Raw genomic sequence first — 24377 nt, 5'->3', positions numbered from 1 at the left:
ACTTAAAACCAGTTTGAAATTGTGTATTTTCTTTTTTCCATGGCCTTACGACGTGATTCGACATCTTCACGCCATTTCTCGCCTTCCACCTCTACCATAAATGCATCTACCTCTTGACAGTCTTCTCGTCTGCGGCGTTTGTCCAAAATGTTATAGTAATCCGCCGCTATAAAAGACATAGTTGTTGATTTTAGTGTTTCCTTGTCCTGTTCTACCCCTTTCTCATAGGCTTTCCTCACAATTTTTGAATAGCGGTCTCTATCTAGTTTTTTAATGGCATTATAGGCCATCCACCAAGCATTCAATGATTGCTGGGGGAAGCCAATTTCTATGGCGGTGTCTGCTTGCATACAAAAAAGATCCGTAGCTTCTTCAAATTTTTTCTGTAGTTGTTTTGAACTTGCCTGGAATGCGTAGTATTGAATAATCAAGGTTTTACAAATAACATTTTTTGCTTTCAATCCTTTTTTTGCTAGTAGTAAACCTTTGGACAGAAGCTCGTCTATTGCATCGTATTCCTTAAAATTAAATAGCATTCCGGCATAGACGATGTGTGAATTCGAAAACATACCGACATCCCCCGTTTTTTGCATAATTTCAATACCTTTTTCACCCCATTTATTCAGTTCAAGAAGATTCTGATTTCTAACAGCCTTACCCATCTTCAACATACATTCCCTAAATTGGACCACGGGGTCATTTGGGTCACCGGCCTTGGCTAGTTTTGAAATGGCTTCGCTTAAATCAAAAGGTACCGCCAAAGTTTTAGAGATACCCGCGTGCGCGTCACATAACTTATCGAAATAACGGTCATCGGCATTATCAAAAATCATTAGACGAATTTTCGGTGGCAGGCCCAGTTTCAAAATTGTGTCTAGCCATTTGTTATAGGCCTTCATATCTTCGGTTCCATAGGGATAGAGGCATAAAACCAGGGGGATTTCACCTCTAGAGTGGGCACCTTGGAAGGAAGATAGCAACTCTATTAATAGGAGGTTATTCGCTTGGTGATCATCGGATACTCGTTTTTCAAAATAATCCGCGTCCCAATGGAAATCTTTGTTGTTCTTTTTATATTTCTCTATGAGTTCCGCATTGCCACGATAGGAATTAATCCATTCTAGTATTAAATTCTTACTATGTTCTTTTGCATCCTTGAATATGGTCAACAAAACCAAAACCATTTCAGGAAGACGGCCAGTATTTGAAGATTCTACCTGCAAAAAACCGGTATACAACTTTGCATGTTCGGGCCTCACGAGCCAACGAACAAGATTGATATGGTCATGCGGACTGACCTCTTTAATCCATTTCTGCTGTAGTTGGGCTATCAGTTGCGCTATAGGATTATGCTCGTCACTCATTTTTATATTAATTTAGATTAACTGTGCCACCCTTAACATTCGTCATTCCTGTGCCGTTAATGTCCACTGTTCCACCTGTTACAGTAGTCGAGGTCTCGCCGCTGATGACGATATCTGGGGCATTCACGTCAATATTTGCAGTACCTGACAGTGTTATCGTTGGTCCATCGGTCTTGACTTCAGTATCTGAGGTTAGCCATAAGTAGTCATCTCCGGCAACAGTAGTATCCGGAGATCCAACGTTAAGGGTTTCCCTCGCATCAAAAGCACCAACTTTACAGTCGATATTAAAGTTCTCAACAGCATTTATAACAATGTTGCCAGTTCCATCCAATAGAATGAAACTTCCCGCGGCATCTTGGAGTTTTACACTGCCATCCTCATCGTTCAATTTTACAATAGACCCACTTCTGCTTTGAAGCATTTTAATATGGTTACTTTCATTAGAACTGCCTGATGGGGGTTCTGCGTTGGCATTGAACAAACTACCTACTACGTATGGGCATTCGGCGTTGCCTCCTTCAAATTGTACAAAGACCTCATCACCAACCTCTGGTATAAAGAAAAATCCCTGCCCGCTGGAGGCACTGGGGCTAACAATTCGAATCCAAGGCGTCATCTTGTTTTCTGCCTGCTGCCAGGCAAATTGAACCTTTACCCTTGCCAAACCCTCGGGATCGTGGTTTTCCATCACCTTGGCTACTTGGGCCTCACTTCTTGGGAAAGCATGTATATCCGTTTTTGGATAGGCTTCAAAACTGCCGGAAACCGCCTCAAAATGGTTATGGTAATGCCCTGAACCATCAGCGGAATGGCGTATACCGACCACCCTGTATTTTTCATTTTCAATAGTGACCAGATTACCTAGTTTGACACCCGGATTGCTGCTTGAAGCCCTTGCCACCAATTCGTTAATGACAATAGCATCATGGGCGGAACGGGCTTTTGATTGTAACCTTTCAAACGCTTGCGAGCCATTGTTATGGTTGTTCCACACAGAGGTTCGCTGCCCAAAGATTTCTGAAGATTTATCGTATAGAAATCCATTGGTTGCGGTCACCCCATCAGGTTTAATGTGCGGTTCGGTTTGCGCAATGGTGTCGGTAAGGTAGTCATTGGTGAATAGGGTCTGCTTCTGAGGCAACGGTATGAATCCTAGCTCGAAGGCATCGAGGTCTATGGCGTACCGTAGTTCGGTATCATTCATTTCGGGCGTGCCAAACACCAAACGCTCCCCATTGTAATAGAACCATTCACCATATAACGCGGCAAGACGCCTAAGGAAAGCAAAGCAACTTTCATGATGTTGCACACAATATGCTATGGTTTCGTCGAACCTTGGGGATATATCACAATCCAATTGAAAATTTTGCAGGATTTCGTGTGCGATATCGGCGAGTGTCACGTCATTGTATGAGTTATAATGAGCGCCATTGTCCGAAAGACAGGATGTACTTTTTGCCCGAAGCACAATTTCGTCGCCGTTTCCAGTATGGTTCCCTTTCACGAGCCTTAGGTCGGTAATTACCCCAACGAATTCTAGAGTGCCAGCGCTGGACCTGTTGGAGACCGAATTGATCTCTACGGAAATTGACTTGCCCAAGAAAGACCTGCTTCTTTCCCCAAATTCGCTTGTACCGTTTTCGAGGGTATCCATACGAAAGGCAACTTCAAGGATATGATGGTCGCCAAGAGGTTGGTCGAGGTGTAGGTGTTTAAAGGAAGGAACTTCCTCCCCGTCAATATAAATAGATGTTCTCGAAAGCAGAGCCATAATTTTTTTATTACTGGAACGGATCCCATTGGTTTTCGTAACTCACATCGTTAATATCCATGGCACGTGCCGAAATGGAAATTCGGGTCTTCATCGGATGGGTGTCGTTGGCATTGAATTCCTCATGGTAGCTGACGCATATTCCGTCGTTAAAAGTCAAGGTTTTGTTGCTTGACATGCTATCCCTATTATAGAATACAATTTCACCGTCTTTAAAGGTGTTCGGCATAACCATCCAAGCGAGGATATCGGTGTTGCCCGTAGCTTCTAAGAGCAGGTGTATGAGGCCGGCCCGGGGCATGCCCTCGGGGCGCCCGTCATGGCCAATGCTTTGGGTAAAGTCGAAGGAACATTCGAGTACATTGGTCACTTCATCCTCTATGGTTAATGTGGCGAGAAATGACATATTGTTTGTTTTTATCTTTGAGCTTCAGTTATTTAGGGAAGTAATGACTATTCGATAAAGGGGTAAATTTTATACCCCTTTGATCGAATATCGGGTGGGTTGCCCCCATCATACCCACTCGTTTACATGTTCACCGTTACCTATACCGATTGTTTTAGCCGAAATGGTGAAAGACTCCGACATGGGGTTGTCACCCGTAGAATCAAAATTTTCACGGTACTTGATCATATACGCTTCAGTGAATTTCAATTCTTTGGAGGTGGCGTCCGTATCTCTTTTTAGAAACACGATGGAACCATCCTTTCGCTCGAAATTGTTGAACATCCAATCCGAAAAAACGGTATCTGAAGTAGATTCCGTAGTAATGTGCACGGTCCCCCCGCGAGTTACGGAAGATGGTCTTCCTGTTGCATCTGTTTCTTGATGTAGTTCGTAGCTGCAATTGAGAACGTTATATTCATTGCCGCCCACTTTCAATTTTGCTTTAAAAGCCATAATCTTGGAATTTTAGTTAATACTCAGTTTTAAAATTAATTTTTAGATGTTCAGAACCCTATTGCGAGGGTCTTGAAAGGGGCGTTAGCTAAAGGAGTGACGATTTAATTGTGCCACTCCCTCCGTTGTTATACGACCGTATAACAATTTCGCTTTATCTTTAATAGGCTACTGGAGGTAAAAGGTTAACATGAGAACTATTTTTTGGTGAAAAAAACTATAAAATAACCTTGGCTCCCATCATTTTTTCGTTATGCGATCACAGATAATGACGCTATTTTCGTTGATACCATTTGCCTCGACGGAACGATGGAAATTTATACGTCTTACCGGGCGCCACCATTCGGGCTTGAAATAAAATACCCATGAACTTGGCATTTGTGTATTTTCGTCTAAAACCTCGACCTCACTTTCAGGATGTCTCTCATTATAATCGGTCAAGAAAAAATAAAAGAGTTTGCCAAATTCCATGCCCCTAGGTGCCCTTAGCCTAAAATGGGTGATATCGGGTTCACTCTCTTTCTTGCGAAATTCAAAACTGATAATCTTGGGGTCAGACAGTTCCTCCTTGGTCGGGTTTTTTATTTCTTTTCCCAATGGATATACCCAACCTTCATAATGGGGTTTGGGAATTTGAACAGCAAACTCGTACATTTTGTAGAACAAAAGAGGCAATACAAAAAACAGTACCGAAGCGGTAAAAATATAGGTGTAATCGATGCGAAGCCTACTTGTTATCTGCGTGAAGGCGATCAGTCCAAAACATATATAGACGAGGGTAAATAAAAATTCAGGAAGAAATGTCGATCTGTCTTCCGATAGGCCTGGAAAGTACCTTCTTAAGAAATAAAGATGTAAAGTACCTAATCCTAAGAAGATCAAGGCAAAGGCATAAAAACTGTATAACGGTGACATGTCGAATACTTTATCATAACACAAAAGACCAGTCAGACCGAAGGTTACGATAATGAAAAGTGCATACCCAATGGCGAGTTTTTTGTTTTTGGTAAAAAGCTTGCGCAGCTTGGAGACCAGGGCCATCAGTAAGGTGCCAAAGACGAACAATCCTAGGTTAATTTTAACGATGTCGTTATTTAATACTGTGCCCATCTTTTCTATGGTTTATAATTATAAATAAGTTGAAAGGCCGATCCGGGTTTCCGACGTATTGCTCAGAACGAACCCAAATTCTTTTTGGACGATAATTTTGGTATCTATTTCGAATTCAAGCGGCAGAAAAAAATCGCAAAATGTTTTAATGAACTTCATCACGCCGTTCTTTTTAAAATAGTTGGCGATTTTATTTTCAGGAATCGGTCCTATAGTGATTTCAAGCAGCGGTTCAAGTATCTTTGTTTGGACACCGGACAATACACTGTCCACCCCTAATCTAAAACCAGTGGTTAACCTTGTTTGGAATTCCTCCGGTTTATGACCATGTCTTTCAACATATTTTTTTCTGAATACTACCTTCTCTTCTAAGGTCTTTTCTAAACATCCCCTTGCCATTTCAAGGTCGCCGGTAATTTTGTCACTGTGTGGAAGCAATTTCAATAGCTTCAGCAAATATCTGTTTGGCATGGCCTTGTCCAACCTCCAAAAATTGATTAAAAAATCGTTTCCCGGACTATAGAACTGATGGATCAATGCCCTCTCTTTTTGTTCGATTTCCACGCGTTGGTAAAAGAACTCGTTTTCCAAGGGCGCAAAAAATAATCTTGCATCCTGTTCTTCTTTTTTCAGCATTTTTCTTCTCGAACCGTACGCTTCCCTTCCTTGCCCAACATAGGGTCTATGGAAAAGCCCTTCTGGCAAAATATCGTATAGCCCGTTACGCGACAGATTTAAGGTGATTTTGTTCTCATGTTGTACATCATCAAAACGAATAACATCCCTTCGATAGGCTCTTGAAAATGTGCCTTTGTTGTGCACCACGAAATCTTCAATGGATACTTCGGTGTTTTCCTCGATTTCTGCAACCAGTATTTCAGCTTTCAGGTTTTCGTAAACCGAATTGAGTTCGTTATAAACAGCTTCAATTGGGGCATTTTTCATCAGACTAGCTTTTCGTATTAACCCTTCTTCCGGCGGCAAAAAATCTTTTTTTCCAATAGGGGTCGGCAAGGTCGCTGATTTTGACCCCTGAAATACCACTATTACCCTTTCTCGAGGTGGCGTTTATGAATTTGTTATTTGCCAGGTATATTCCCACATGGGTGATGGTATCACTTATATCCCTTGCCGCCCTGAAGAATACAAAATCACCTTCCTCTAAAAATTCTGGGTCAGCCCAAGTGTGTGTGTCTTCCGAATCCATTTGCTTTTGGGCCGTTCGCTCAATATACCACCCGTTAACATCCATGAACAGGCGCTGTGTAAAAGAGGAACAATCAATGCCATCTTCTTTTTCCCCACCAAGCAAATATGGAGTTCCCATCCATTTATCGATGAAGGAATACAGTTCGATATTGGTAATCGTCTCTGGAGCGACTCCTAATATTTCCGCGTATTTACGTTGTAGAGGGGTTATTATTTCAACGACCAGATTATCTTCCGCCGAATTTTCGTCGACCTCCTGATAAGAAACGGTAACCTCGGGTTCCTTTTTTTTGCCCAGGCCAAAAAGACCTTTCTTGTCTTTTTTAAGTTTTTTTTCCTCTTTGGAAAGTTCTTTCTCCTGTTTTTCGTCTTTTTTTTCAGCTTTTTTAAGTTTAGCTTTTCGCTCCTTTCTGGCTTTTTTTCTTCTTTTTTTCTCTTTTTTCGTCAATTCCATAATAACTTCATCAACTATAATTTGCTTGTCGGCAATTACGGTCAACAAGAAGAACATATTTTCATAACCTGTTTTGGTGACCGATACGACATGTTCTCCTACGGGAACCGAATCCCTAAAATTAAATTCACCATTTTCATCGGTAGATGCTACTAAGGCCGTTCCTTCGACGGTTACAATGGCATCTGCAATTTTGGCCGCACTTTCTTCTTCTACTACGGTTCCGGTTATTCTCGGACTCTGTGCCGACATGAACACCGATAAACTCAAAAAGAACACAATTGGCAGGTCTCTTTTCATCGTACACTGTACCTTTTTGATGAGTAAGGTCAATGTGTCAAATTCAACTTTCGAATACGCAAACATGATTAAATGAATTAGGGGTTAATACTTGTCTTTACTATTTAATATTTCAAGAAAGACCGAGGTTAACATTTTAGGTCCAAATTTTTTATTGGAGCGAATGGCAGAACAGCCGGTTCCCACGTGATACAATATCTTTTCAAAAGGGAATTCTGTAGGTAATCGACCAAGGATCGAGTCGTTCAAAGCAGTGTTTTTTCAACATTTTTTTCCACACCGTGCACCTGAAGCAGCCAATGGTTTTAATAGCCCCTTGGTCTTTTCGGGTTAAATACGATCTAAGGATAGATTTTCCGAAAAACGATGGGTCGGTGTTAACCTTTTTTGCTATGGAGCTATTAAAGTGAAAACAGATGGCGCCCGTTATTGGATGAACAAGACACCAATCGATACCATAACGTAAAAGGTGGTATTCACCGGGGCTTGTTTAGATAGTTACAATCCATTTTTTTGGTGAATGACAAATGATCTTGTACATGGATTTACAGTAGAACCCAAAAATTAATCTCAATAAAAGATGGCACATACCTATTATACACTACCGCTGAATACAAACAAGCTGATTCGAAGCGAAGTGCTTGATTCATGTAATCTTAATCAATCCATATCACACCATATACACTTGCTAAATACCTCTTATTTCGGGGAATGTGCATTTGATGAAAGTTTTGGTTGTGCTATATGGGTGGTCGATTTCGATAATTTGAAGAATACTAACAGACTGAAGGATATTGTTCAGGAATCTTTGTACGACTCCTTAAAAAAAAATGAGAATAGGTTGTACGGCCTAAGGGTCAACGTTCGAATCAAACAAGAAGAATTGACGGGTTCGGAGCAGCTCAACAAGATCAAGAAGAGAATCGACATTCAGATAAAGGGAAAAATAAAAAAGACAAACGAAAATTTCTCTTATGTAGAGTATTTCTACATAGGGCCACTTTCTTACTAAAAAAATCATGGAAACGAGTACCAAGGAACAGGTTAAGAGTAGAATGATTACGAATGCGGCCTCCCTATGGGGAATTCCAGCCAACGATATAGAAAATTCGTTCGATCCCCTTGTAGCATTATTGATCGGGGCATGCGCTTCCGAGATTGAAAAGTTGAACAATGAGACAAAAAGTTCACAGGCAAGGATTGTTGAAAGTATTGTAAACCTAATAGCCCCAGAAAGCTCCAAAGGGCCCAACCTAGCCTACGGTATTTTGTACGCCGAACCACTGGAGAACATCGTGTCGATTAACCCGGAATATCTTTTTAGCTATAGAAGGGAGCAGCTGCGTAACAAGACTTCTTTAAAGTACAAGGATATTTATTTTTCACCCGTACGGGAATTTAACTTGGTCAATGCAAAGATCGGTGCAATCGTAACCAGAAATGTGTTTATCGATCCCAATTCTGAGGAAGAGATAGACATGAATAAGCAATTAGTCGATAAGACTCTAAACACCTCTACGCTATACATCGGGATTTCCAGCGATTTGAAAGAAATTCCCATGAAAGACCTGTCTTTCTTTTTTGAACTCAAAGGGGTATGTGAAGAAAATTTGTTCTACCATCATTTAAAAAATGCAAGATGGTCTGTCAACAACAAAAATATTCCCTTTGTCAATGGCTTGGCAATCGCTGACAATAATCGGTTTTCCCGAATCGATGCTATTTTCGAGAATGTTTCGGATAAGACCAATATTATCTGCGAAAAAGTGCTTCATCACTATGAAAGAAATTACATAACCCTGTGCGGAGCAGGAGATGAAGGGCTTGGGGAATCAAGTTTTCAGGAGTTGGATGATTGCTTGAAGAGTAACGATATTGAACCTTCAGGGAATTTACGATGGATCAAGGTCGAATTTCCGACCATTATAGACCACACTATCCTAGAGCATATTCGATGTTCCTTAAATGCGTTCCCGATATTGAACAGGCAACTCAAGAGCTTTTCATATTCCTTAAAGGATTATATCAATATTTTACCCATAACCTGTGAAGACCATTTTTTTGATATAAAATCCATAGTCAATACCGAAGGAAGGGCGTATCGAGCACGAAACAAGGATATCTCTGAATTGGGTGAGGGAACCTTCATTCTAAGAAGTAGCGACATATCAAAATTCAATAGCCAAAAGGCACGAGAATACATAGTCCATTTAATCGACTTATTGAAAGACGAGAGTGCTTCCTTTTCATTTTTGAACAATGATTTTCTACGAAAAAACCTCGATCAATTAAACCAAGTTATAGCACGTTTGGAACAGAAAGTCGATGAGGCTTCCAGTGATGAAACGCTTACCACTTACGTGGCATTAAAACCTTTCGAAATCGGAGAGCATCTATTAGTGGAGTATTGGACCACAAATGGTAGTGAAGCCAACCATATCACCCAGGGAGCTCCGTTGGCACTTCGCAAAGGTTTCGGAATAAATCAAGGATCGTGCCGTCTCATCACTACGACTATGGGTGGCAGGGACGAGCTTAGTTCTCAAAATTTAATAGGTTCGGCTCGAAGGTCGCTAACCGGAAATAGAATTGTTAGTAAAGAAGATATCAAAGCATTATGTTTTGAGATATATGGAGATATGCTGGAAGATGTAGAGATTCGGAGGGGGTACCAAAAAGGTATCGCTCTAAAAAAGGGACTGGTGCGTTGCGTCGAAATTTTATTGATACCCAGTTCACGGGACAATGTAAAGAAAGAGGAATGGTTTACGCTCGGCACCTCCCTGAAGTATTATTTGGAGAAAAATTCTATGAGTGTCCTTCCTTATTCAATTAAACTATCCGGACTTGATGGGGCAATTTGGCGCCCGAATTAAGAGAACGGAAAAAACGAGTTTTATTTAAACTATAGTCATGAAAAAAGTAAAAAACGTATCGATGCAGATGGATAATTCTGTTGTCTATTTATTTATAGGCGTATTCGTAATTGCCCTGACCACCTTGGGCTTTCGATATGCCAACTATTTACCCTGTGAGGTGGCCCTGTTCGGGCATTCTGCTCGAGCATATCGGGTGGGTGAGCTTATTAAGTTTGATGACCGGACCGTTGGGGCACAACAATGGAGATGGGATTTTGGTGATGGATCACCCCTATCGAATCAGAAAAATCCTATTCATGTTTATCAGGATAAGGGCGAATATGAAGTACAATTATTTGTGAACAATAGCTGTGAAAGAAGTGAGACCATACGTATTGAAGAAAAAAAGATCTTGCTCGATTCGACCAAGTTTCCTGTTTTCGAACTACCAAAGACTATAGTTGTCGGTCAAATACTTGAAGTCGAGGACCAAACGGACAATGCCACGACATGGGAATGGAGATTCGGGGAGACCGCAAGTGCCAATGCTACCACCCAATCAGCGGAATATATTTATAGCAACCCAGGGCTGAAAACGGTATCCTTGATCGTCAATGGTGATATGAACTATATCAAAAAGAAGAAAATCAATGTACTTCCCTTACCGGATAAAGAAGAACCAGTTACTAAAATCGAGTACCGAAAAAGAGACGTCAGGGAAGACTTAAGAAGGGCCCCAGAAGGTATATTCGTTCAAAAAGAAGCCGACGACAAACCTACTATTGTTCCCTTTATTACCGAAGGTAATTTCAAAACAAAGATCAGGGTTTTGGCAACAAATAAACTTACACCAGATTCTTTCTCCCAATACTTCTGTGACGACGACAACCCCCTGATCGTTGCGAATGGAAGAAGCACGACCTTTTTAGATTTTTCCGAAAAAATAAAAGGAACAAAAATCAACATCAAGGACCTTGTTCTTAAGCGGAACGCCGGTTCTAACTGTATCACAACATTTGACATTGAATATTAAACCAACGAGATAATATGAAAACGAAAGATAAAAATTACTACAGGGTCAACTGGATCGATGGAATGAAGGTCGACAAAAATCATTTTGTTGCCCAAGAACATGCTATCATGGAAAACTTAAGGAGCTGTGAACAATCAAACATTACTGATATTGATTATGGCCTGTTGTCTCAAATCACGGGAAAAGGTTCGTTCGATGTCACGATTTCCATTGATGCACAATCCACAATTGAAGTTATGGTCAAAACATGCATCGCCGTCACTTTGGGAGGGTTTCAAATTGCGATTACAGAAAATCCGCTTGATGGTGAAGGCAAGACTTGGCAAATCGTAAAAGAAAAGTACTTTAAAGGCGACGGGGAAAATGAATGGTATGTGGTATTGGGCGTAAATCCTTACGAGCGGGTTCCTTTCGGCCCAATCGACCCTGAAGAAGAACCCCCGCGCAGGCCTTTTGTTGCACCCAAGTATTCACTGGCTGTCTTGTCGAAAAATGAAATTTCGGAAAGTTCATTGGGGCCAAATCATATAAGTATCGGTAAGCTTCGGATGAGCGACGGCCATCTAATAGTGGATCCCAATTTTGTACCCCCCTGCAGAACGGTTCAAAGCCATCCCGACCTTATGATGGTATATAACGAATTGGGTTCCTTCATGAACCAGATGGAACTATTTTCCTTGCATATCATTCAAAAGATTCATCAAAAAAAGCAGACGAACGATTTGGCGAGCATGGCATTATACATTGCCGAACAGATGTTACGCTACCTTACCGAAAACATCAACGGGTTCAGATTTATTGATAGGCACAAAGCTCCTATCCATATGATTTCAAGATTGGTGACTCTCGCTAGGGTCATTAAAAGCAGTCTCGATGTCTTTGTCGGGGCGGGCAAGGAAAATTTCCTCAATTATTTGACCAACTGGTGCGATTTGAATCAAGGTTCTTTTGAAAAGATTTTGACCGAAACCATAGACTTGAAATATGAACATGGCGATATCAACCAGGCTTTGGTCAAGGTTTCTTCTTTTACCAAGCTTATGCTGTCTTTGTTCAAGAAGCTGAGTGAGCTGGATTATATTGGCAAAAAAGAAGACTCGGGCATTTTTGTGAAAGAAGAGGTCGTGGAAAAAGCGGAGGCCAGGGGAAGGAGAAGTTTTTTACTTGATTGACCCCATTGTAAATTCTATGTTGAAAATTGATTAACCCATTAAAAGAAATAAAATGAAACCAAAAAATAGTAAAGAGAGAAGAATAGCCTTTCTTAAATTTCTAGGAATGTTTATTGTTACCGTATTCACTATTCTGGCAGCGACCTTTTTTAAATACAAAGTACCTGAAAAGGAAAATACCCTATTAAGGGAAGAAGCAAACATGTTTAAAATGGGCAAGAAATTTCAGAGTCATTTCTTTAATGAAATGAAAAGCGCGAAGGGATTGATCGATTCAATGGATATTGAGGGCCAGAATGTATCCTACCAAAATTCGCTGATCAGTGCCAAAATTGTCGATTTGCAGAATATGATTCCAACGAAAGAGATGAGCGACACATATGACATGTATATGGATGTCGTGCAATTGTACGTAGAGTTGCAAATGGCCAAAGACAAACTGTACGATCTGAAGGATGCCGAACAGACCATAGCCGAATATAAAGTAGCCCTTGAAGGCTGTAGGGAAGATTTAAAGGAGGTACGACGGGAATTGGCCATAGAGAGAAGGTAATAAAACATTACCAACATGTCATAAAATAGCCAAATGTCCTTTCCTTCACTTTTTTTAAACCCGATATATGTTTTCTCAAATCATTTCCGCAAAGCGGCTTTCTCTCGAATGTAATTAGTCTTTTTTTCCAAGAGTTATACATTTTTAAAACATTCTGTCGTGAAATTCAAAAAGCAGCAATCATTTGAATTGGTCAGTCCTTACTATTTTAAGAAAGTTATAAGTCTAGTATATTTTTGATAAGTAAAACGATAGGTTCATTCTTTTTCAAAAATGAACGGGGTTCAAGAGTTTCGGCAATGAAGTTCGTCCGCGAAATATTGAGCTACCATTACCATAAGGAGCGGGACGTACTGAATGACTACTAACCCCCAATATCGTTCAAACACCCTATTCCATAATAAGGCAAGATTGCGTATCTTTAAACTAGATAGCATAGGACTATCTGACTAAGAGTTCATACGGATTTTTAAGGGAGTAAAGCCCCTTCTTCCAAGTTTTTGGAAGTCTAGCACTACCGCGGAATTCGTATTTCAGCTCCGCTCCTCTTGTCGATAACCAAGGGGAGCTTGTTTTGAATGTTGTTCATTGTTCAATATACCATTACGGACGCCCGAAGGTTTACGGGCCATGCCGACGCTATTCTCCCCTACCCCGATTGGCCCTACCCTCAGACCAATGAATTTGCAAAATTCACGGGTGCGGTGCAATATCGAAAACAGGGCGGTATCAATAATTGGGTGGGGGAATCGCTGATCTGTTCCGCAAAAAAGGCCATCAAAATCAACAAGTGGCTCACTTTTGCGAACAGCCGCCTGTACGTGATCAAACTCTTGTTTCGGCGGTTTTATTTCGATGGGCAGGCCTCGGGGAAATTCGAGATCGGCTTTCGCATCAAGACCGGCTGGGTCAAAGGCAAGGCCCTAGAAGAAATCATTAGCGAAATACTCTCCCTGAACATTCGGGTGTGTTATGGTGGGGACCAAGAAGAAATCGTACCCTTGGGGCATGCCGAAGAGGCCTTGGCCAAACAATACTTCTTTAACTCTAGCAGAAATCCCGTGCGCTCCGACTTTGACCCCGCCCAGATTGTCTGTTCCGCCCCGGCCTTGGTGCTCTCCAACCATCATAAAGAGGAAATTGTCAATCCGCTTTCGGGCCGAACTATCTTTCTAAAGGAACTGAATGCCAAGCTGGCCTGCTATCTGCTCAAAATTTCAAATAGAAGCATTCAGCTCTGGCAGATCTTAAACCAGAATCCGCTGGAGGCCCACAACGGAAGCCAGAAAAATGCCAAAGGTCTCCATCAAAAGGAAATCCGTGACACCCGAATCATACTATCTCGGCTGATTGCCTCAAAAAAATCGTTGAACCAAATATTGAAATGGATCAAAAAGGGGAGTATCAATCCCAAACCACGGTCGGAAGCTTCGAATTCCGTGCAGTTCTATTTGATCGAAACCATCAAAAATACCCTAAAGAAAGAGCAAGAATTGAATAATGATAGCCTCACCTACCTCGTTAGGTCCGTTGAGGACGCCCTGATTCCCGGGGAAATCAACGCCCTTTACGAGAAGTTAAAAATTACCATGAACGTAAGGCCCCAGGTCTGGTCAAAGGTCGAACACTATTTTAGACAAGAGGAGACCCTTCGGGCAGCCGAAAAGGCGGAACTAATTATGACAAAAAATGAAATCAACATTTCAGGAGGCGAGCATATCAATATCAACCAGGCGGGTGGGGACATCCATCAGGATCACGGGCCCAAACCCTCAGCACCTTCACCGTCAAAACCTAGTCAACCTTCGGGGCAAACGGGCTTGGAAATCTTCGTTTCCTATGCCTGGGGCGGTAAAAGTGAGGCACTTGTCGATGCGCTAGAAGCTGCCTTTAAAACAAGGAACATGACACTGGTACGTGATAAGCGGGACTTGGGCTTTAAGGGCGAGATTACCGAATTCATGAAACGCATCGGTAAGGGGCAGGCCGTAGTGACCGTGATTTCGGACAAGTACTTGAAGTCGCATTATTGCATGTTCGAACTTCTTGAAATTCACCGCAACCTCAATTTTAAGGATCGGATATTTCCCATTGTATTAGAGGATGCGGACATTTTTGAACCCATACCCCGATTGGGCTATCTGAAATATTGGAAGGATAAAAAAGAGGAATTGGAACGGTCTATTAACGATTTTGGGGTCGATGCCATTACGGTTATTGGTGACGATTATAAAATCTACAAACGCATCTTCGATAATTATGGGGAGGTAGTCAATATTCTAAAGGATATCAATACGCTAACTCCAAAAATGTTGAGCGAAAACCATTTTGATCTGCTTCTCAAGGAATTGGGCAAATTGTCGAATTCCCCTGAATCGGCATAGCAGTATATTTTACATACTGTGCCCTACGAAGACGGTTGGGCTGTACGCCGCGAAGGCAACGAGCGTATCACGAGCAAACACCGTAAGCAAAGTGCTGCCAGATATAAAGCCAAAAGCTTAGCAAAAAAAATACATGGGCCGATGTCATCATTCACCGCGAAAATGGGGAGATTCGGGAGCGGATTAGTTATGGGGAGTAAGAAGCTCTTAATATTCGGGTGATTGTTATAGATTTGCCAATTTTAATCCAAGCATGTAATCCTATTTTTTCACCATTTTCATTTTGTTTATTCCTTTATTCATAAAGGTTAATTTTTTCTTCTCTTGGGATTGTTTATTTTGGTGCGAACATAAACCTCTCTACTAATTAACAACATGTCAGAAGACCAACAACAACTACATCAAACCCTCTGGAACATCGCCAACGACCTCCGTGGTAATATGGATGCCGATGATTTTAGGGATTATATCCTTGGTTTTATTTTCTATAAATACCTCAGCCGAAAAATGGCGCTTCATGCCAATAAGATTTTAAAACCCGATGGACTGGAATATCACGAAGTGATTGGTCACCCGATGGAGAAAGAACTGATTCATGAAATTAAATTAGATGCCCTCGATGCCTTGGGCTACTTCCTTAAACCAACCGAACTTTTTAGTGAACTCGCCAAACGTGGTAACTCTGGTGGAGTGAACAAATTTATTTTGGAAGACCTTCAGAAAGTGCTCATCAATATTGAGCAAAGCACTATGGGTAGCGAAAGCGAGGAAGACTTTGGTAACTTGTTTGAAGATTTGGATTTAACCTCAAGTAAACTCGGTAAGACCGAAGAAGCCAAAAATGCACTCATCGTTAAAGTGCTTGTGCATTTAGAAGGTATCAATTTCGATTTAGAAAATCGGGAAAGCGATGTATTGGGCGATGCCTACGAATACCTCATTGGGCAATTCGCTTCTGGCGCAGGAAAAAAAGCGGGCGAATTCTATACCCCACAACAAGTCTCAAAAATACTGGCGCAGTTGGTCACTACAGGTAAAGACCGACTCAAATCTGTTTACGACCCAACCTGCGGTTCGGGTTCCTTACTCTTGCGCGTGGCTAAAGAAGTCAACGAAGTAGGCGGTTTTTACGGACAAGAAAGCAACCCAACCACCTATAACTTGGCACGTATGAACATGATCATGCACGATGTGCATTACAAACGCTTCGATATCTATAACGAGGACACCTTGGTGAATCCATCGCCAAAACACAGCGAGATGAAATTCGAGGCCATTGTTGCCAATCCACCGTTTTCGGCCAAGTGGAATCCTGACGCCATCATTAGTGACGAGCGCTTTTCACCTTATGGTAAAATGGCACCAAAGAGCAAGGCCGATTTTGCCTTTGTACAACACATGATATACCAGCTAGATACCAACGGCACCATGGCCTGCGTACTACCACATGGCGTGTTGTTTAGAGGCGCTGCCGAAGGCCATATACGCCAATACCTTATAGAAGACACCAACCAGCTCGATGCCGTGATTGGTCTACCAGCCAATATCTTTTACGGCACAGGCATCCCAACCTGTATTTTGGTGCTTAAAAAAGACCGCGCTTCGACTCCGCTCAGCGACCGTCTTTTATTTATTGATGCCAGTAACGATTTTGAGAAGGTAAAAACCCAAAACGTGCTCTTACCAAAACACATAGAACATATTATCAGCACCTATCGCAACTATGTGAATTCCCCCCTTGAGGGGGGCGTAAGGGGGGTGTTGGAAGACAAATACAGTTACGTTGCTACACTGGACGAAGTACGCGAAAACGATTACAACCTCAACATTCCACGCTATGTAGACACCTTTGAAGAAGAAGAACCCGTAGACCTGCAAGCCGTGTCACAGCAGTTACAACAGTTAGCCCAAGACATTAAGGAAACGGATGCTACCATTGCCGACTATTGCCAGCAATTAGGCATCGATACGCCATTTTGATATGCAATATGTTAACAAAAGTGCCATTTCGTTAACACGTTTACGGAACATGTTAACCAAATCCCATCTTTATTACTAAATGAATACCGAAACACCACATATCAATAATAACGTCATTGCTAGCGAGGAACGAACGAAGCAATCTCTATTAGTACCGCAATTACGATTTGCTGAATTTGATGATTTATGGAGCGAACTTAAATATGGTGAAGTATTCTCTTTTTATTCAACAAACTCTTTGTCAAGAGACACTTTAAACTATGAAGACGGAAAGGTAAAGAACATTCATTATGGTGATATACATACCAAATTTGAAACGATGTTTAATATCACAAATGAAGAAGTCCCGTTTATTAATGAAGACATTGATTTATCCAGAATCAAAGAAGAATGTTATTGCAAGGAAGGAGATTTATTAATAGCAGATGCGTCCGAAGATTATAGTGATATTGGCAAGACAATTGAATTGGTTAACCTAAATAATGAAAAACTATTAGCTGGTTTACACACATTTCTTGCAAGACCAAATAAATACGAGGTTTCAACAGGATTCCCTGGTTATCTGGTTCAATCTTGGAAAGTGAGAAAGCAAGTAATGACAATTGCACAAGGAACGAAAGTTCTTGGTTTGGCAACGAGTAGATTGGCCAAAATTAAGATTGACCTTCCAACCCTTCCCGAACAACAAAAAATCGCCAGTTTTTTAAGTAGTGTAGATACCAAACTACAGCAACTCACACAAAAAAAGGAGCTGCTCGAGCAGTACAAAAAAGGCGTGATGCAACAACTCTTTAGCCAGCAAATACGCTTTAAACAAAAAGATGGAAGCAACTATCCAGATTGGGAAGAAAAGAGAATTGGAGATGTCTTAATTGAAAGAGATATAAAAAACCCAAAAAGCGAAGAGTATCCTTTGATGGCATTTATGGCAAATAAAGGAGTTGCGCCGAAAGGTGATAGGTATAACAGAGAATTTTTGGTTAGCGATGGTGACAATAAGAAGTACAAGCAGACTGAATATGGCGATTTCATCTATAGTTCAAATAATTTAGAAACAGGTTCTATTGGACTAAATCGATATGGTAATGCAAGTATTTCACCAGTCTATAGCATATTTAAAATTGGTGAATCTTGTGAAATTGAATTTATGAGTAACTATTTAGTGCGTAAAAAGTTCATTAATAAAATGATAAGATTTAGGCAAGGTGTGATTTATGGACAGTGGAGAATTCACGAATCAGAATTTTTAAAAATTGTTGATAAGATTCCATGCAAAGAAGAACAACAAAAAATCGCCCACTATTTAAGTGCATTAGATACCAAAATAGAAAGTGTCGCCCAACAAATCACCCAAACCCAACTTTTCAAGAAGGGTTTATTGCAGCAAATGTTTGTATGAAAGAAGCTTTTATAAATAATGAAATCTGGACACTAACATTTAGTGCGGCCTTTCAGCGGGCTTATGTATACGGAGAAAATGTAGACAATAGGCAAAAAAGTGACTTCAAAAGTAGTTTGAGAAATTTTGTTGAAACCAAATTATTGCCTCAATACGTTTCTGAGAAAGTTGCGGACAAAACCCACATTGAGAATATTTACAGTTTATGTACGCAAAGCAAAAACCACTCAAAAATTCTAAGTAAAGGGCAAATCAACTTTGGAGTTAGTCAAAAATTATTGAATCTATTCTTGAAATATAAGTGGTGTTTGAATGAAATAGTTGAGCCACCCCATTTTCCTGTAGATAGAAGAATTCAAGAGAATATAAACTACCCGAAAATTGTCTCATGGACAAAGTTCAAAGACGAAAAAGACTACTTAGAAATTATTGATTTTGTTAGAAAAAATATGCTGGGCCATAAAAGTTTAGCGGAATTTGAGCTTGACCATTTTGAAAGAAGGGTTCCCTCCTCCAAAAGAAAAAAATGAAGTACATTTTATTCATAGATGAAAGTGGAGACCATGGTTTAGTTAACCTAGACCCTAACTTTCCTGTGTTTTTATTGTGTGGTATGCTCGTTTCCGAACCAAATTACGTTTCGTTACGTGATGAGATAAATGTTATTAAGCGTGGCTTTTGGAATAACAAAACAGTTATTCTGCATTCAAGAGATATTAGAAAATGTGAAAAGGAGTTTCAGATTCTTTTTGATTTAAAATTAAAACAACAATTCTATGAGCAATTGAATGAGGTTATAACATCTAGTAATTATACAGTTTTTGCTTCAGCTATTAGAAAGGACAGATATATTAGAACTTATGGTAAGCTATCTAACGATGTATACGAGTTAGCATTAAGTTTCATTATAGAGCGTTGTGTATTTTTTTTAGATAGCATAGCGGATAATGAAAAAGAATTGGAAATTATAATAGAAAAGAGAGGAAAAAAAGAAGATAAAAAACTAGATGAACATTTTCAGCGTTTATTGGCTAGAGGTACTGGTTATGTTGGCGCAGATAGGCTAAATGCTTTAAACGTCGCCATTAGTTTTATTGACAAAAAAGAGAACATAAATGGTTTGCAAATGGCAGATTTATTGGCGTATCCCATTGCAAGGTTTGTTATTGATAAGAACAGGGCCAATCCGGCTTTTGACTTGTTAGAACCAAAATTTTACAAAAGAGGAAGTAAACGATATGGGCTTAAGATTTTTCCTTAAAAAAGAAAAAGCCAAACACTGCTGTTTGGCTTTCGCTCGACCGGGGACACCCCAATCCTTAATATTGTTAACACTTATGTTGATAAGTGAATACAAATATAACGCTTTATTTTGTAGTTCTATTGCAAAACAAATGCCAATAAGTCCTAAAATGACTTAAAGTCAGTATTTTAGAAAAGTTATGACCAAACAATCTGAAGCTTTATTAGAACAAAACTTGATAAACCAGCTTGGTGGTTTGGGTTATACATCTGTTTTAATTCCTGATGGCTCGGCTTTGGTTGCTAATTTAAAAAGCCAATTAGAGGTTTTTAATCAACTATCCTTTTCAGACAAAGAATTTGAAACCATTCTTAATCATTTGGCCAAAGGCACTGTTTTTGACAAAGCCAAAACGCTTCGTGGGCGTTTTCAATTTACCAATGATGCTGGTGAGCCAACCTACATGCGCTTTTTTAATAGTGAAGATTGGACAAAAAATTTATTTCAGGTCACCCACCAAATCACCCAAGAAGGAACGTATAAAAACCGTTACGACGTTACCCTTTTGGTCAATGGCCTACCCTTGGTACAAATTGAGCTTAAAAGGCGAGGTCTTGAAATAAAAGAGGCTTTTAACCAAATAAACCGCTATCAAAGGCATTCGTTTTGGAGTAATCATGGGTTATTTCAATATGTACAACTCTTCGTCATCAGTAACGGCGTCAACACCAAATATTTGGCAAACAATGCCTTGCAATCCGTAAAACAAACCTTCTTTTGGAGCAACGAGCATAACAAAAACATCAAAGAACTAACAGCCTTTGCAGAGGCCTTCTTAAATCCCGACCATCTTGGCAAAATGCTAGCCAAGTACATTGTGCGCAATGAGACGCATAAAATTCTCATGATACTGCGCCCGTATCAATTCTATGCCGTGGAAAAGTTGGTAAAACAAGTACAATCCTCCACCGAAAATGGCTATATCTGGCACACCACGGGTTCTGGGAAAACCTTGACCTCATTCAAAGCCAGCCAAATCATCATGGATTTGCCCACGGTAGACAAAGTACTTTTTGTGGTAGACCGCAAGGATTTGGATTACCAGACCATGAAAGAGTTCAACAGCTTTAAAAAAGATAGTGTTGATGTGACCAACAACACCAACAATTTGGTAAAGCAACTCACGGATGATTCTAAATTGGTGCTCACCACCATTCAGAAACTGAACAATGCCATAAGCAAAGACCATTATAAAAAAAGATTGGCCTCTTTAAAAGACAAAAAAGTCGTTATCATTTTTGATGAGTGCCATCGCAGTCAGTTTGGAGAAACACACCAGCGTATTATCGAATACTTTACCAACAATCAACTTTTTGGTTTTACGGGTACGCCCATTTTTGCGGACAATGCGGCTAAAAACGATCTGGGCAAGCGCACCACCAAAGACCTTTTTGGCAAATGCTTGCACAAATATGTGATTACGGATGCCATTGCCGACCAAAACGTTTTGAAATTTGGAATTGAATATGTGGGCAAATACAAACAAAATGGCAAAACTTTTATAGATATTGAGGTTGAAGACATTGATAAGGCTGAAGTATTTGCAGATGAAAGACGATTAGAGAAAATAGTAGATTATATCATTGCCTATCACGGTCAAAAGACTTTCAACAAAGAATATTCCGCATTGTTTGCAACCAGTAGTATTGATACATTGATGAAATACTACGATATCTTCAAACGTAAGAAAGAAACAGGTGAACACAATTTACGTATAGCTACAGTATTTTCCTATGGTGCCAACGAAGAGGACAAAGACGCGCAAGACTATTTGCCGGACTATGATTTGGATTTAGCGGCAGAACCTGCATCAAAATACAAAACTAGCCATACCAGAGAAATGCTAGACACCTACATCTCCGACTACAATGCCATGTACAATACCAGCTTTTCCACTAAGGATAGCCAACAATTTGAAAACTACTTTAAAGACATTAGTAAGCGATTAAAGGATCGGGAGAAAGTCACTTTTAACGATTCAAAAGACCGATTGGATTTGGTAATCGTAGTCAATATGATGCTTACAGGTTTTGATTCTAAAAAAGTCAATACGCTATACGTTGATAAGAACCTTCGTTATCATGGCTTAATACAAGCCTACTCCAGAACCAACAGAATCTTGGGGGAGAAAAAATCACAAGGTAATATTCTATGCTTTAGAAACTTAAAAGCTGCTACTGATGAAGCGATAGCTTTATTTTCAAATAAGGAGGCAAAAGAAGAAATACTCGTTCCACCCTACGAGGCTATCGCCAAAAAATTTGATGAAGCCTTAGCGAATCTATTGGAAATCACACCAACTTATCAAAGTGTAGATGATTTGTTGGGCGAGGATAAAGAACTCGAATTTGTGCAGGCTTTCAGAAAGTTATTGCGCGCTAAAAATGTCTTAGATTCTTATGTCGATTTTGATTGGGATGATCTCGATATTGATGAGCAATCCTTTGAAAATTATAAAAGCAAGTATCTGGACTTGTACGATAAGGTCAAGATGGATAGGCAAAAACACAAAACATCCATTTTAGATGATATCGATTTTGAGCTCGAATTAATCCATCGTGACCAAATTAATGTCGCTTATATTTTAAAGTTGTTAGCCAAACTTAAAGATGCAAAACAATCAGAAGTTGAGGCTCAGAAAAAAGCGATTATCGATTTACTGGGTGGAGAAATCGAACTGCGAAGTAAGCGGGAACTCATTGAGAAATTCATTGAGGAAAATCTGCCGCATATTGATGATATAGATGCTATTCAAGATGAATTTGAAAAATATTGGCAGCAAGAAAAGATTTTAGCGCTGTCCAAACTTTGTGAGGACGAAAATCTTGATAGGCAGCAATTCAATGCTTTGGTCGAAAGTTATATCTACAGTGGTCAAGAACCCATTAGAGATGAGGTTTTCAAATGTTTAGATAATCGGCCAAGTATACTAAAAGCAAGAGAAATTGGCGAACGTATCATTGAAAAAATGAAACAGTTTGTACAAACCTTTGTACAAGGTATGACAGGGTAAAAAGAGGTGAAAATTCGCCTAGACACTTAAAGAATTAGAATTCAAATATTTTCAAATTAGATGCCTGAAAAGTTGGAAAATATCCAAATGATTATTAAATCAAAACCTCAGGGCATAACCAGTTTTTAAGGGAGTTGGGGGTAGAGTGAGATTTGATTAACCAACTAATCTTTTTTTGGATTAAAATTTAACTGCGCTTTATAACCTAGTTGGATATTGAAGAAATTTGAACTGGAACTTAAATTTTTAATTCCTTGTTCATATGCCAATCGTAAGAAAAAAGCGTCATTGTCGTTTTTGTCTTTACTATCATAGAAATACACTTCGGTATTCAATTCAATGGTATTAAAATTTACTGTCCCAGAATCAAACAATCCATTATTTTCATATCGATTAAAATAAAACGTGGAATTTAAACCAAAGTTTGAATATCGCTGAACCTGTATTCCTGCGCCAAATCCAATACCTAACGTTGTAGTATTAGAAGAATCATCCAAACCATCTTCTTTGGTTTTAGCAATATCTAAACCAAACTTTGTTTTTAAATGTAATTTGTATGGGTACCTCTTACTGAATCTAGTTTCAAATAAATCTATTTCACCACTTACATTAAGAAAAGATTTTTGAATCAAATCTAAAGTATCGACTATAGGTAATGCAATATTCTGGTCATTGTCATCGAATCTGGAATAACGGACACTCGAATTGAGCTTTTTGAAGATATAGTTGTAGCCCTTTATACTAAATGGATTTAAAAAAAATGTTGAATTACCTTCAAAACTCACGATACCATTTGCTGATTCGTTTATTATTCCTAAAAAGTCAGTATAAATTCTAAAATCTATCAATGACTTCAAACTTCCTTTACCATATACCTTAGCCTCCTTTTTATCACTAGAATTCAATTCAATCAATTCATTATCAATAACATAGTTTTGACCATTTTCATAATCGTATTCTAAAAAATCCTTCAACCTTATTCTATATTTACTTAAAAAGGATTCTTTAACACCTTGTCTTAGATAGGTAAGATAAACCTCATGCCTAATCAAACTACTCATGTTTATGGGAGCATGATTTGTAAATAAAACAGAGGTGTCCTGCAGTTTTCCTTTGATTCGAATATCGAAAACCACTCCTTCACGAATGTCGATTTTAATTGATTCAATATTAAATTTTTTGTCATATTTAAGAGTACTGTCCCTTTTCAAAAATCCTTCTTCTGTAATTTTTAAATCAACCTCCACTTTAGTTTCCTTTAAATGAAATGTTCCCAATAATTTTTTTTCATCTACCTCGTATTCTTCCTCCAATTTTTGTTTTGCGGTTGCCACTACTTTTTCGGAAAATTTCTCTATTAATTCTTGATTTTTTTCCTCAGCACTATCTTTAGTGTTTGAATCTTCCTGAGAAAAGCAAATTGTTGAAACAAGAAACGGCAAAATAAAAATGGTTGATTTTATTGACATGGTGTTTTTTTTCAAATCTATTTACCATTCTTTGTCAAAACCATCCCCACAAATAGGTATTTTACCTTAGTTCTTTGAAAACAAAGAGGTTAAAACTAAAA

At 39.5% G+C, this 24377-nt stretch carries 19 protein-coding genes and 1 pseudogene; 12 read left to right on the top strand and 8 right to left on the bottom strand.

The window, feature by feature from the left end; all coding sequences use genetic code 11:
• Positions 1 to 2: 2 nt before the first annotated feature.
• The 7 genes from F2B13_RS10250 to F2B13_RS10220 form a co-directional block, all read right to left on the bottom strand.
• Positions 3 to 1364 (bottom strand): hypothetical protein, encoded by a 1362-nt coding sequence (locus F2B13_RS10250; RefSeq protein ID WP_149274986.1) that lies wholly within the window; start codon positions 1362 to 1364, stop codon positions 3 to 5.
• A gap of 7 nt (positions 1365 to 1371) precedes the next feature.
• Positions 1372 to 3138: a type VI secretion system Vgr family protein gene (locus tag F2B13_RS10245; RefSeq protein ID WP_149274985.1), complete on the bottom strand. Its 1767-nt coding sequence runs from the start codon at positions 3136 to 3138 to the stop codon at positions 1372 to 1374.
• A gap of 10 nt (positions 3139 to 3148) precedes the next feature.
• Entirely contained in the window at positions 3149 to 3544 is a 396-nt protein-coding gene (tssD, locus tag F2B13_RS10240; RefSeq protein WP_149274984.1) for a type VI secretion system tube protein TssD, read from the bottom strand.
• Between the two features lie 108 nt (positions 3545 to 3652).
• On the bottom strand, positions 3653 to 4039 hold the full coding sequence (tssD, locus tag F2B13_RS10235) for a type VI secretion system tube protein TssD (protein WP_149274983.1): 387 nt from the start codon (positions 4037 to 4039) through the stop codon (positions 3653 to 3655).
• A gap of 240 nt (positions 4040 to 4279) precedes the next feature.
• Positions 4280 to 5149, bottom strand: coding sequence for a TssN family type VI secretion system protein (locus tag F2B13_RS10230; RefSeq protein WP_149274982.1), 870 nt, complete (start codon positions 5147 to 5149; stop codon positions 4280 to 4282).
• Positions 5150 to 5167: 18 nt separating this feature from the next.
• Complete coding sequence (locus F2B13_RS10225; protein ID WP_149274981.1) at positions 5168 to 6094, bottom strand: hypothetical protein; 927 nt, start codon at positions 6092 to 6094, stop codon at positions 5168 to 5170.
• 4 nt (positions 6095 to 6098) lie between these two features.
• Complete coding sequence (locus F2B13_RS10220) at positions 6099 to 7112, bottom strand: NlpC/P60 family protein (protein WP_198439738.1); 1014 nt, start codon at positions 7110 to 7112, stop codon at positions 6099 to 6101.
• A 580-nt stretch (positions 7113 to 7692) separates the two neighbouring features.
• Here F2B13_RS10220 and F2B13_RS10215 point away from each other — a divergent pair.
• From F2B13_RS10215 to F2B13_RS10160, 12 genes and pseudogenes are all read left to right on the top strand, one after another.
• The gene (locus tag F2B13_RS10215; protein WP_149274979.1) at positions 7693 to 8124 is read left to right on the top strand and encodes a GPW/gp25 family protein; all 432 of its coding nucleotides are present in this window, start codon (positions 7693 to 7695) and stop codon (positions 8122 to 8124) included.
• Positions 8125 to 8131: 7 nt separating this feature from the next.
• Positions 8132 to 9988, top strand: a complete 1857-nt coding sequence (locus tag F2B13_RS10210) for a type VI secretion system baseplate subunit TssF (RefSeq protein ID WP_149274978.1) — start codon at positions 8132 to 8134, stop codon at positions 9986 to 9988.
• A 37-nt stretch (positions 9989 to 10025) separates the two neighbouring features.
• Entirely contained in the window at positions 10026 to 11003 is a 978-nt protein-coding gene (locus tag F2B13_RS10205; protein WP_149274977.1) for a PKD domain-containing protein, read from the top strand.
• Positions 11004 to 11017: 14 nt separating this feature from the next.
• Positions 11018 to 12175, top strand: a complete 1158-nt coding sequence (locus F2B13_RS10200; protein WP_149274976.1) for a hypothetical protein — start codon at positions 11018 to 11020, stop codon at positions 12173 to 12175.
• A gap of 52 nt (positions 12176 to 12227) precedes the next feature.
• Positions 12228 to 12728 carry a type VI secretion system TssO gene (gene tssO, locus F2B13_RS10195; RefSeq protein ID WP_149274975.1) on the top strand — a complete coding sequence of 167 codons (501 nt, stop codon included), beginning with the start codon at positions 12228 to 12230 and terminating at the stop codon, positions 12726 to 12728.
• A 578-nt stretch (positions 12729 to 13306) separates the two neighbouring features.
• Positions 13307 to 15112, top strand: a complete 1806-nt coding sequence (locus F2B13_RS10190; RefSeq protein WP_149304099.1) for a toll/interleukin-1 receptor domain-containing protein — start codon at positions 13307 to 13309, stop codon at positions 15110 to 15112.
• 18 nt (positions 15113 to 15130) lie between these two features.
• Positions 15131 to 15312, top strand: a pseudogene (locus tag F2B13_RS20810) (DUF2188 domain-containing protein).
• Between the two features lie 175 nt (positions 15313 to 15487).
• A complete protein-coding gene (locus F2B13_RS10180) occupies positions 15488 to 17092 on the top strand; it encodes a type I restriction-modification system subunit M (RefSeq protein ID WP_149274973.1) in 1605 nt (534 codons plus the stop codon).
• Between the two features lie 79 nt (positions 17093 to 17171).
• Positions 17172 to 18491: a restriction endonuclease subunit S gene (locus F2B13_RS10175; RefSeq protein WP_149274972.1), complete on the top strand. Its 1320-nt coding sequence runs from the start codon at positions 17172 to 17174 to the stop codon at positions 18489 to 18491.
• Positions 18488 to 19021 (top strand): hypothetical protein, encoded by a 534-nt coding sequence (locus tag F2B13_RS10170; protein ID WP_149274971.1) that lies wholly within the window; start codon positions 18488 to 18490, stop codon positions 19019 to 19021. Before F2B13_RS10175 ends, F2B13_RS10170 begins: the two co-directional genes overlap by 4 nt.
• Complete coding sequence (locus F2B13_RS10165; protein ID WP_149274970.1) at positions 19018 to 19752, top strand: DUF3800 domain-containing protein; 735 nt, start codon at positions 19018 to 19020, stop codon at positions 19750 to 19752. Before F2B13_RS10170 ends, F2B13_RS10165 begins: the two co-directional genes overlap by 4 nt.
• 181 nt (positions 19753 to 19933) lie before the next feature.
• Positions 19934 to 22807 (top strand): type I restriction endonuclease subunit R, encoded by a 2874-nt coding sequence (locus F2B13_RS10160; protein WP_149274969.1) that lies wholly within the window; start codon positions 19934 to 19936, stop codon positions 22805 to 22807.
• 164 nt (positions 22808 to 22971) lie between these two features.
• Here the strand turns inward: F2B13_RS10160 and F2B13_RS10155 are convergent, their stop codons facing one another.
• Entirely contained in the window at positions 22972 to 24276 is a 1305-nt protein-coding gene (locus tag F2B13_RS10155; RefSeq protein ID WP_149274968.1) for a hypothetical protein, read from the bottom strand.
• Positions 24277 to 24377 lie beyond the last annotated feature (101 nt).

The organism is Pareuzebyella sediminis, assembly GCF_008367235.1.
Classification (GTDB): domain Bacteria; phylum Bacteroidota; class Bacteroidia; order Flavobacteriales; family Flavobacteriaceae; genus Pareuzebyella; species Pareuzebyella sediminis.
Note: the sequence above shows the minus strand (reverse complement) of the source record. Positions and strands in the feature narration are given on the sequence as shown.

Excerpts from the sequence above, each read along its gene's own strand:
- F2B13_RS10155 (WP_149274968.1), bottom strand. The coding sequence starts at position 24,276 with ATGTCAATAAAATCAACCATTTTTATTTTGCCGTTTCTTGTTTCAACA.
- F2B13_RS10165 (WP_149274970.1), top strand. The coding sequence starts at position 19,018 with ATGAAGTACATTTTATTCATAGATGAAAGTGGAGACCATGGTTTAGTT.
- F2B13_RS10160 (WP_149274969.1), top strand. The coding sequence starts at position 19,934 with ATGACCAAACAATCTGAAGCTTTATTAGAACAAAACTTGATAAACCAG.
- F2B13_RS10225 (WP_149274981.1), bottom strand. The coding sequence starts at position 6,094 with ATGAAAAATGCCCCAATTGAAGCTGTTTATAACGAACTCAATTCGGTT.
- F2B13_RS10210 (WP_149274978.1), top strand. The coding sequence starts at position 8,132 with ATGGAAACGAGTACCAAGGAACAGGTTAAGAGTAGAATGATTACGAAT.
- F2B13_RS10205 (WP_149274977.1), top strand. The coding sequence starts at position 10,026 with ATGAAAAAAGTAAAAAACGTATCGATGCAGATGGATAATTCTGTTGTC.
- F2B13_RS10220 (WP_198439738.1), bottom strand. The coding sequence starts at position 7,112 with ATGAAAAGAGACCTGCCAATTGTGTTCTTTTTGAGTTTATCGGTGTTC.
- tssD (WP_149274983.1), bottom strand. The coding sequence starts at position 4,039 with ATGGCTTTTAAAGCAAAATTGAAAGTGGGCGGCAATGAATATAACGTT.
- F2B13_RS10200 (WP_149274976.1), top strand. The coding sequence starts at position 11,018 with ATGAAAACGAAAGATAAAAATTACTACAGGGTCAACTGGATCGATGGA.
- F2B13_RS10215 (WP_149274979.1), top strand. The coding sequence starts at position 7,693 with ATGGCACATACCTATTATACACTACCGCTGAATACAAACAAGCTGATT.
- F2B13_RS10170 (WP_149274971.1), top strand. The coding sequence starts at position 18,488 with ATGAAAGAAGCTTTTATAAATAATGAAATCTGGACACTAACATTTAGT.
- F2B13_RS10245 (WP_149274985.1), bottom strand. The coding sequence starts at position 3,138 with ATGGCTCTGCTTTCGAGAACATCTATTTATATTGACGGGGAGGAAGTT.
- F2B13_RS10175 (WP_149274972.1), top strand. The coding sequence starts at position 17,172 with ATGAATACCGAAACACCACATATCAATAATAACGTCATTGCTAGCGAG.
- tssO (WP_149274975.1), top strand. The coding sequence starts at position 12,228 with ATGAAACCAAAAAATAGTAAAGAGAGAAGAATAGCCTTTCTTAAATTT.
- F2B13_RS10230 (WP_149274982.1), bottom strand. The coding sequence starts at position 5,149 with ATGGGCACAGTATTAAATAACGACATCGTTAAAATTAACCTAGGATTG.
- F2B13_RS10250 (WP_149274986.1), bottom strand. The coding sequence starts at position 1,364 with ATGAGTGACGAGCATAATCCTATAGCGCAACTGATAGCCCAACTACAG.
- F2B13_RS10180 (WP_149274973.1), top strand. The coding sequence starts at position 15,488 with ATGTCAGAAGACCAACAACAACTACATCAAACCCTCTGGAACATCGCC.
- tssD (WP_149274984.1), bottom strand. The coding sequence starts at position 3,544 with ATGTCATTTCTCGCCACATTAACCATAGAGGATGAAGTGACCAATGTA.
- F2B13_RS10190 (WP_149304099.1), top strand. The coding sequence starts at position 13,307 with ATGTTGTTCATTGTTCAATATACCATTACGGACGCCCGAAGGTTTACG.